Origin of the sequence: Acidaminococcus sp. CAG:542 (genome assembly GCF_000437815.1) — a bacterium.
GTDB lineage: Bacteria > Bacillota > Negativicutes > Acidaminococcales > Acidaminococcaceae > Acidaminococcus.
On sequence record NZ_FR902082.1, the window covers coordinates 1 to 7340 of the forward strand.

Sequence of the window (7340 nt, forward strand, 5' to 3'; positions counted from 1 at the left end):
TCCCAGGAACCCGCCCGAGCGGGTTCCTTCCATCAGCCAGTGACCAGTGACTGTAAACTGGCCCGAAGGGCACTGCTTACTTCAGCAGATTGTCATCCTCGAAGTAGTTGATTTTCATGGCGGCGCGGACTTCGGACAGGGTCTGGGCGGCTTTGGCCTCGGCCCGGGCGGTGCCTGCCTTCAGGATGTCCACCACTTCCGGCTTCCGGGCTTCCCAGTATTCCCGGCGTTCCCGGATGGGCTTCAGTACGGACTGGAGCACTTCGTTCAGGAACCGTTTGATCTTCATGTCTCCCAGGCCGCCCCGCTGGTAATGGGCTTTCAGCTCATCCAGGTTGGCGTAATCGGGCAGGAAGGCGGCAAAATGTTCCGGTTTGCTGAAGGCGTCCAGATAGGTGAACACCGGGTTCCCTTCCACATGGCCGGGATCGCTGACCTGGATGTGGGTGGGATCGGTGTACATGCTCATGACCTTCTTCTTGATGGTGTCCGCATCATCGGACAGGTAGATGCAGTTCCCCAGGGATTTGGACATCTTGGCTTTCCCGTCCAGCCCGGGCAGCCGCAGGCAGGCCTTGTTGGAGGGCAGCACAATATCCGGTTCCGTCAGGGTTTCCCCGTAGACGCTGTTGAACTTGTGGACGATTTCCCGGCACTGTTCCAGCATGGGTTTCTGGTCTTCCCCAACGGGCACGTGAGTGGCATGGAAGGCAGTGATGTCCGCCGCCTGGCTTACCGGGTAGCAGAAAAAGCCCAGAGGCACGCTGGCTTCGAAGTTCTTCTGCTGGATTTCCGCCTTCACAGTCGGGTTCCGCTGTACCCGGGCCACGGTCACCAGGTCCATATAATAAGTAGTCAGTTCAAACAGTTCCGAGATCATGCTCTGGATGAAGATGGTGGCCTTCTCCGGATCGATGCCCACTCCCAGGTAGTCCAGAGCCACCTGGAGCACGTTCTGCCGGACTTTTTCCGGGTTTTCCGCATTGTCGGTCAGGGCCTGGGCATCGGCGATCATGAAGTAGATTTCATCGAATTTGCCGCTGTTCTGGAGCAGCACCCGTTCCTGGAGAGAGCCTACAAAATGGCCTACATGGAGATGACCGGTGGGACGGTCCCCGGTCAGGATGATTTTCGTCATAATGATTCCTCGCCTTCTGCTGTGATCAAAAGCTGCGCTTTTTTTTGAATACTATGTATAACTATACTATGAATGGCGCTTTTCTTCAAGGCCCCGGCTTCAGTCCACCCCGAAAAAACACTTGTGTTTTGATTGTGAATTCATTATACTTATGTACGGTGATTTGTCATTATTTTCTAAAACCTAGAAAGGAAGTCAACTATGAACTCTACAATCCGTAAACTTCGTAAAATCCCATTGATCAACCAGATTGCCGTAGGCCTTGTGATCGGCATCCTGATTGCTGTGTTCCTCCCTGGCGCCGTGCCGGTGGTGGGCATCTTCGGCGACCTGTTCGTCCGTGCCCTCAAAGGGGTGGCTCCCCTGCTGGTCTTCATCCTGGTGATGAACGCCATGGTCCAGCGGAAAGAAGGGGGCGAAACCCAGATGAAACCCATCATCACCCTGTATGTGATCGGCACTTTCGCCGCTTCCATCGTCGGGGTGACCCTGTCCTTCCTATTCCCCCAGACCCTGATGCTCCAGCTGGGGAATTCCAAGGTGAATCCCCCCAGCGGCATTGCGGAAGTGGTCCACAACCTGGTGCTGAACATCGTGGACAATCCTCTGAACGCCATCCTGAACGCCAACTACATCGGCATCCTGGCCTGGGCAGTGATCATCGGCCTGGCCCTCCACAAGGCTGCCAGCCCGGAAACCAAGCATGTGCTGGAAGACCTGTCCGCCGGCATCACCAAAGTGGTCACCTGGGTGATCCATTTCGCTCCGTTGGGGATCATGGGCCTGGTGACCCAGTCCATCAGCGCCAGCGGCCTGTCCGCCCTGATTTCCTACTTCAGCCTGCTGGGGGTGCTGCTGGGGTCCTATTTCCTGGTGGCCCTGGTGATGAACCCCATCATCGTGTACCTGAACGTCCGCAAGAACCCCTACCCCCTGGTCTGGGCCACCCTGAAGGAAAGCGGCATCTACGCCTTCTTCACCCGTTCTTCCGCCGCCAACATCCCGGTGAACCTGACCCTGTGCAAACGGCTGGGGCTGAACCCGGATACCTACACCATTTCCATTCCCCTGGGAGCCACCATCAACATGGCCGGGGCTTCCATCACCATTTCCGTGCTGAGCCTGGCAGCCGCCCATACCCTGGGAGTGGCCGTGGATCTGCCCACCGCCCTGCTCCTGTGCATCGTGTCCACCGTGGGGGCCTGCGGAGCATCCGGTGTGGCCGGTGGTTCCCTGCTGCTGATCCCCGTGGCCTGTGCCTCCTTTGGGATCAGCAATGACATCGCCATGCAGGTGGTGGGGGTTGGCTTCATCATCAGCATCATCGAAGACGCCTGCGAAACCGCTCTCAACAGCAGCAGCGACGTACTGTTCACCGCCACCGCCGAATACGCCAGAAGGGCCCGGATGGGGACTCTCAAGGCGGAGGATATGGTGCCGAAAGAGATTGAAGAGGAAGAATAAAAAATTGGGGTGTGAAAGAATTCACACCCCAATTTTTTATTTTGCTCTCACCATGGCCGGCTTCAATTCCCCTTCCTCTTCGTACTGGGAATCGAACCGTTCATTCAGGTAATTGGTGTACAGATAAGCCAGGACAGCACCGGAGATGTTGTGCCAGGCGCTGAAGATGGCTCCCGGTACCCCGGCCATGGGCATGGAGGCGAAATGGGCCTTGGCCAGGCCGGTGGCCAGACCGGAATTCTGCATCCCCACTTCGATGGACAGAGCCACCATCTGTTTCCAGCTCATGCCGGTAAGTTTCCCAATGGCAAAGCCCAGCAGGTACCCCAGCACATTGTGGAGCATCACCACCAGCAGGATCAGTCCGGCACTGCTTAAGATGGCGTTCCGGCTGGCCCCGATGATCCCGGCGATCAGGAAGCTGATCACCATGCTGGAAACGGCGGGCAGGTAATCCACTGCTTCTTTGGCGAACTTGGGGAAGAAGTTCTTCACAGCCAGGCCCACCCCGATGGGTACGAACACGATCTGAAGGATGGAAACGAACATGCCCACCGGATCAAAGGAGATCTGCTTGCCCACCAGAAGCCAGGTGAGCAGCGGAGTCATAAGAGGGCTGAGCACCGTGGAGCAGCTGGTCATGGTCACAGAGAAAGGCACATCCCCATGGCTCATGAAGGTGATCACGTTGGAGGAAGTGCCTCCCGGGCAGGTGCCCACCAGCACCACCCCAACGGTCAGAGCCGGATCCAGATGGAAGGCTTTGGACAGCAGGAACGCCAGGAAGGGCATAACGAAATACTGGGCGCAGACCCCGAAGAAAATGTTCTTGGGCTGTTTCAGCACCAGGGCAAAATCATGAAGGCTGGTGGTCATCCCCATGCCGAACATAATGATTCCCAGCATTACACTGAGAATGGACACCCCGTAGGCCTTCCCCAACACCCAGGCAAAAGCGTGGGGGGCAAAGATCCCGATGCCCAGGAACACCACGGCGATAACGCCGAAATACTTGCCGATCAATCCGCATACTTTCTTCAAATCCATTTTCCTCATCCTTTCTGTTTCCGGAAACAAAAAAGCTCCGTCCCTGTAAAAGGGACGGAGCATGCTCCGCGATACCACCCATATTCCCCCGGGCCTTCCGGCCTGGGAGCACTCTGCAACGTACCAACATACGCGTTTCCACTAACGGGGATCAGCCGTCCGGACTTAATTTTGCTTCAGTCCGTCTCTTCCGGGAGGATTTTCCTTTCGGCCAGGCCGCCGGTTCACACCATCCACCGGCTCTCTGGAGGCACGCATCCAGAAAGTACTCTTTCCCATCATCAGATTTATTTATGAAGTTGTTTTGCTCTTCCTTGAAAAGCATGCCCTTATCTTACGAGGATAAGGGCATTTTGTCAAGAAAATATCCACGATATAAGAAAAACTTTTTAAGAGCAGGGATTATTGTAACAAATATGGCAAAAACAGTTTGGCCAGGCCCAGGAAAATGAAGAACCCGCACACATCGGTAAAGGTGGTGATGAAGATACTGGAGGCCACGGCCGGGTCGTAGTTCAGGGCCTTCAAAACCACCGGCACCAGGAAACCCACCAGGGCCGCGATCATCAGGTTGCAGATCATGGCCACCAGGATAATGAGCCCCAGGGCCAGGTTGTGGTTCATCCACACGATCACCGCTCCGGCGATCACCCCGTTTACCAGGCCGTTGATGAAGCCCACGGCAATCCCCCGGAGGATCCGGAGCCCGTTGCCGTGGAGCTTGATGTCCCCCAGAGCGAGGCCCCGGACCACCACAGCCAAAGTCTGGGTCCCGGCATTGCCCCCCATGCCGGCTACAATGGGCATGGCGGCAGCCAGAGCCACCACCTGGCTGATGGTGTCTTCGAACAGAGAAACCACCGAGGATGCCAAAAACGCCGTCACCAGGTTGATCAAGAGCCAGGGAAGCCGGAGCTTCACGCTTTCCAGCACCGTGCTGTCCACGTCTTCTTCCTTGCTGACACCGCCCATTTTCAGCATATCTTCGGTGTTTTCTTCTTCGATGACATCGATGATATCGTCAACGGTGATGATCCCCAGCATCCCTTTCCGTTTGTTCACTACCGGGATGGCATGGAGGTCGTATTTGGATACCAGACGGGCCACGTCTTCCTGGTCCGCTTCCGGCTCCACGGAAATCACATTGTCCTCCATGATGTCGTTTAAGGTGTCATAGTTCTTGGCCACCAGCAGTTCCCGGAGGGACACGGTACCCACCAGCTGTTTTTTCTCATTGAGCACATAGAGGATGTTGAGTTCTTCCGTCTTGGGGGCGATTTCCTTGACCTTTTCCAGGGCCTGGCTCACCGTAAGAGAATTGCGCATGGAAATGTATTCGGTGGTCATGATCCCGCCTGCGGTGCTTTCCCCATAGCCCAACAGGTTTCGGATCACTTCCTGGTCGCTGGATTTCATCAGCTTGACCAGTTCCTTCCGCCGGTTGGCGGGCATGTCTCCCAGGATATCCACGATATCGTCCTTGGACATGTGCTGGAAGATCCGGATGATCTTGTTCAGATCGAACAGTTTCATGATCCGGACCTGGAGTTCATCATCGGCCTGTTCGATGATTTCAGCCATCTGCTGGTCCGGCAGGATGGTGGCCAGGAACACGATATCGCTGTCGCTGGCTTCTTCCAGGGCATAGGCCAGGTCGATGGGGTGGGAATCTTCCACCAGCTTCAGGACCGCGTCCTTGTCTTTCCGGTTCAGGGCGGAAATCAGTTCATTTTCTACCCGTTCTTCCAGTTCTTCCTGTTTTTCTTCTACAGAATGGTTTTCTTTCTGTTCATCCATGCTGCACACTCTCCCCTCATGAGTCCCCGTCCTCCCCGGGGCCTTTATGGTGGGAAAGGCTGACCTTCCCCGGTCAGCGTTCCCCCGCTTTTACTTCCGCGTCAATGCCACGTCGTCCGACGAAAGCCATCCCACGGCGCCGTCAAAGCGGATGCATAGATTGTAGACTTTGTTTTCCACCGCGTTCCGGGTCTGGTTGATGGGTACAAAAATGGTCCCTTTGGGATAGAACCCCAGGGTCAGGCTGTCCTTGCCCGGCTCTGCGTAAAAGGGGACCCCGTTGCGGGTGGTCATCATGATGATTTTAGACTGCTGGAACCGTTCTTCCGTGGTGGAAGCATGGGCGGTGCCGGACAGTACCGGCAGGGCACCCACACTGACCAGGGAACAGAAGGCCAGAGCCAGGGTGATTTTCTTGAACATGGGACACCTCATTTCTCAGGAGGATGCCGCAAGGGCTTACACCACCTGGAAGATATAGAATTTCAGATAATCGGTTTCCGGCACATTGTACAGGATCGGGTGATCCGGAGCCTGCTGCCGGGCTTCCACCTGGCGCAGGGAAACCGCTGCATCCCGGGCCGCTTCGTGGAGCATTTCCACAAACAGCTCGCTTTTCATGAAATGGCTGCAGCTGCAGGTGGCCAGATAGCCTCCCCGGGGCAGCAGCTTCATGGCCTTCAGGTTGATTTCCTTGTATCCCCGGAAGGCGCTTTTCACTGTGTGGCTGCTTTTGGTGAAGGCCGGGGGATCCAGGATGATGAAGTCGAAGGGATGCTGCTTCTTTTCCTCCAGCTCCGTGAGATAGTCGAACACATTGGCTTCCACAGTCTGGATTTTGTCTTCCAGGCCGTTGAGGGCAAAGTTTTCCCGGGCCCGTTTCAGGGCTTCTCCGGAAATATCCACCGCCGTAACGCTGGCTGCTCCCCCTTTGGCTGCATTGAGGGCAAAGGGACCGGTGTGGGTGAAGCAGTCCAGTACATGTTTGCCGGCACAGATCCGGGATACCGCCAGCCGGTTGTATTTCTGGTCCAGGAAGTAGCCGGTTTTCTGGCCGTTCACCACGTCCACCCGGTACCTGAGTCCGTTTTCCGTGATGATGGGCATCAGGTCCTTTTCCGTCAGGGTGCTGCCAGGAATATCCGCAATGCCCTGGCCTTCCGTCAGGCCTTCCAGTTCCCGGATTTTCACATCGTTCCGTTCGTAGATGCCCTTTACCTCTTCTCCCATGGCCCGGAGCAGCTTCAACAGCAGGGTGAAGATCATGGTTTTCCGCTGTTCCATGCCAAGGGAAAGCACCTGGGCCACCAGCACGTCATTGAACCGGTCCACGGTGAGCCCAGGGAATCCATCCGCTTCTCCGAAGATCAGCCGGCAGTCTTTGAAATCTTCACCGGGCATGACGGTTTTCCGGTAATCCAGGGCGTACTGGATCCGCCGTGCAAAGAAGGCTTCATCGAACCGGTCGTTGGCGTTCCGGGACAGGAGCCGCACCCGGATTTTGGAATGTTCGTTGTAGAAGCCGGTACCGATGTATTTGCCCTTCTTCTCGCTGACCACGTCCACCAGGTCCCCGTTTTCCACAGGACCGGCCACGTCCAGCACTTCGTCCCCGAACACCCAGGGGTGCCCGCCCCGGGCCATTTTTTCCCCTTTGCGGGTGATGGTCACTTTCGTATATTCACGCATGCGCTTCTCCGCCCTCCCGGTTAATGTCGTATAGTTTATTGTACCATATGTAACGGGTGATGGGAACGGGTTTTGGTATGCAAAAAAGGTGCTGTTGCAGGAGCAACAGCACCTTAGTCAGCGGTCCACGGTCAGCTGTCAGCGGCCAAAGGAAGGCAAACCCATCCGCATTTGCCTTTGAACACAGCCCTCCGGGCGGCCGGGA

6 protein-coding genes and 1 other annotated feature are annotated in these 7340 nt (G+C 56.2%); of the genes, 1 reads left to right on the plus strand and 5 read right to left on the minus strand.

Features of this window, described 5'->3' with window-relative positions; all coding sequences use genetic code 11:
- Positions 1–76: 76 nt before the first annotated feature.
- A complete protein-coding gene (trpS, locus tag QVO43_RS06675; protein WP_022487763.1) occupies positions 77–1138 on the minus strand; it encodes a tryptophan--tRNA ligase in 1062 nt (353 codons plus the stop codon).
- A gap of 201 nt (positions 1139–1339) precedes the next feature.
- On the opposite strand from trpS, the gene sstT reads away from it, so the two are divergent.
- Positions 1340–2602, plus strand: coding sequence for a serine/threonine transporter SstT (sstT, locus tag QVO43_RS06680; RefSeq protein WP_022487764.1), 1263 nt, complete (start codon positions 1340–1342; stop codon positions 2600–2602).
- A 36-nt stretch (positions 2603–2638) separates the two neighbouring features.
- Here the strand turns inward: sstT and QVO43_RS06685 are convergent, their stop codons facing one another.
- From QVO43_RS06685 to QVO43_RS06700, 4 genes are all read right to left on the minus strand, one after another.
- Positions 2639–3649, minus strand: a complete 1011-nt coding sequence (locus QVO43_RS06685) for a bile acid:sodium symporter family protein (RefSeq protein WP_022487765.1) — start codon at positions 3647–3649, stop codon at positions 2639–2641.
- A gap of 47 nt (positions 3650–3696) precedes the next feature.
- Positions 3697–3940, minus strand: a binding site (T-box leader).
- 111 nt (positions 3941–4051) lie between these two features.
- Complete coding sequence (gene mgtE / locus QVO43_RS06690) at positions 4052–5446, minus strand: magnesium transporter (RefSeq protein WP_022487766.1); 1395 nt, start codon at positions 5444–5446, stop codon at positions 4052–4054.
- A 90-nt stretch (positions 5447–5536) separates the two neighbouring features.
- Positions 5537–5869 (minus strand): hypothetical protein, encoded by a 333-nt coding sequence (locus QVO43_RS06695; RefSeq protein WP_022487767.1) that lies wholly within the window; start codon positions 5867–5869, stop codon positions 5537–5539.
- A gap of 36 nt (positions 5870–5905) precedes the next feature.
- Complete coding sequence (locus tag QVO43_RS06700; protein WP_022487768.1) at positions 5906–7135, minus strand: class I SAM-dependent rRNA methyltransferase; 1230 nt, start codon at positions 7133–7135, stop codon at positions 5906–5908.
- Positions 7136–7340 lie beyond the last annotated feature (205 nt).

Coding starts and splice junctions, on each gene's coding strand:
- mgtE (WP_022487766.1), bottom strand. CDS start 5,446: ATGGATGAACAGAAAGAAAACCATTCTGTAGAAGAAAAACAGGAAGAA.
- QVO43_RS06700 (WP_022487768.1), bottom strand. CDS start 7,135: ATGCGTGAATATACGAAAGTGACCATCACCCGCAAAGGGGAAAAAATG.
- sstT (WP_022487764.1), top strand. CDS start 1,340: ATGAACTCTACAATCCGTAAACTTCGTAAAATCCCATTGATCAACCAG.
- trpS (WP_022487763.1), bottom strand. CDS start 1,138: ATGACGAAAATCATCCTGACCGGGGACCGTCCCACCGGTCATCTCCAT.
- QVO43_RS06695 (WP_022487767.1), bottom strand. CDS start 5,869: ATGTTCAAGAAAATCACCCTGGCTCTGGCCTTCTGTTCCCTGGTCAGT.
- QVO43_RS06685 (WP_022487765.1), bottom strand. CDS start 3,649: ATGGATTTGAAGAAAGTATGCGGATTGATCGGCAAGTATTTCGGCGTT.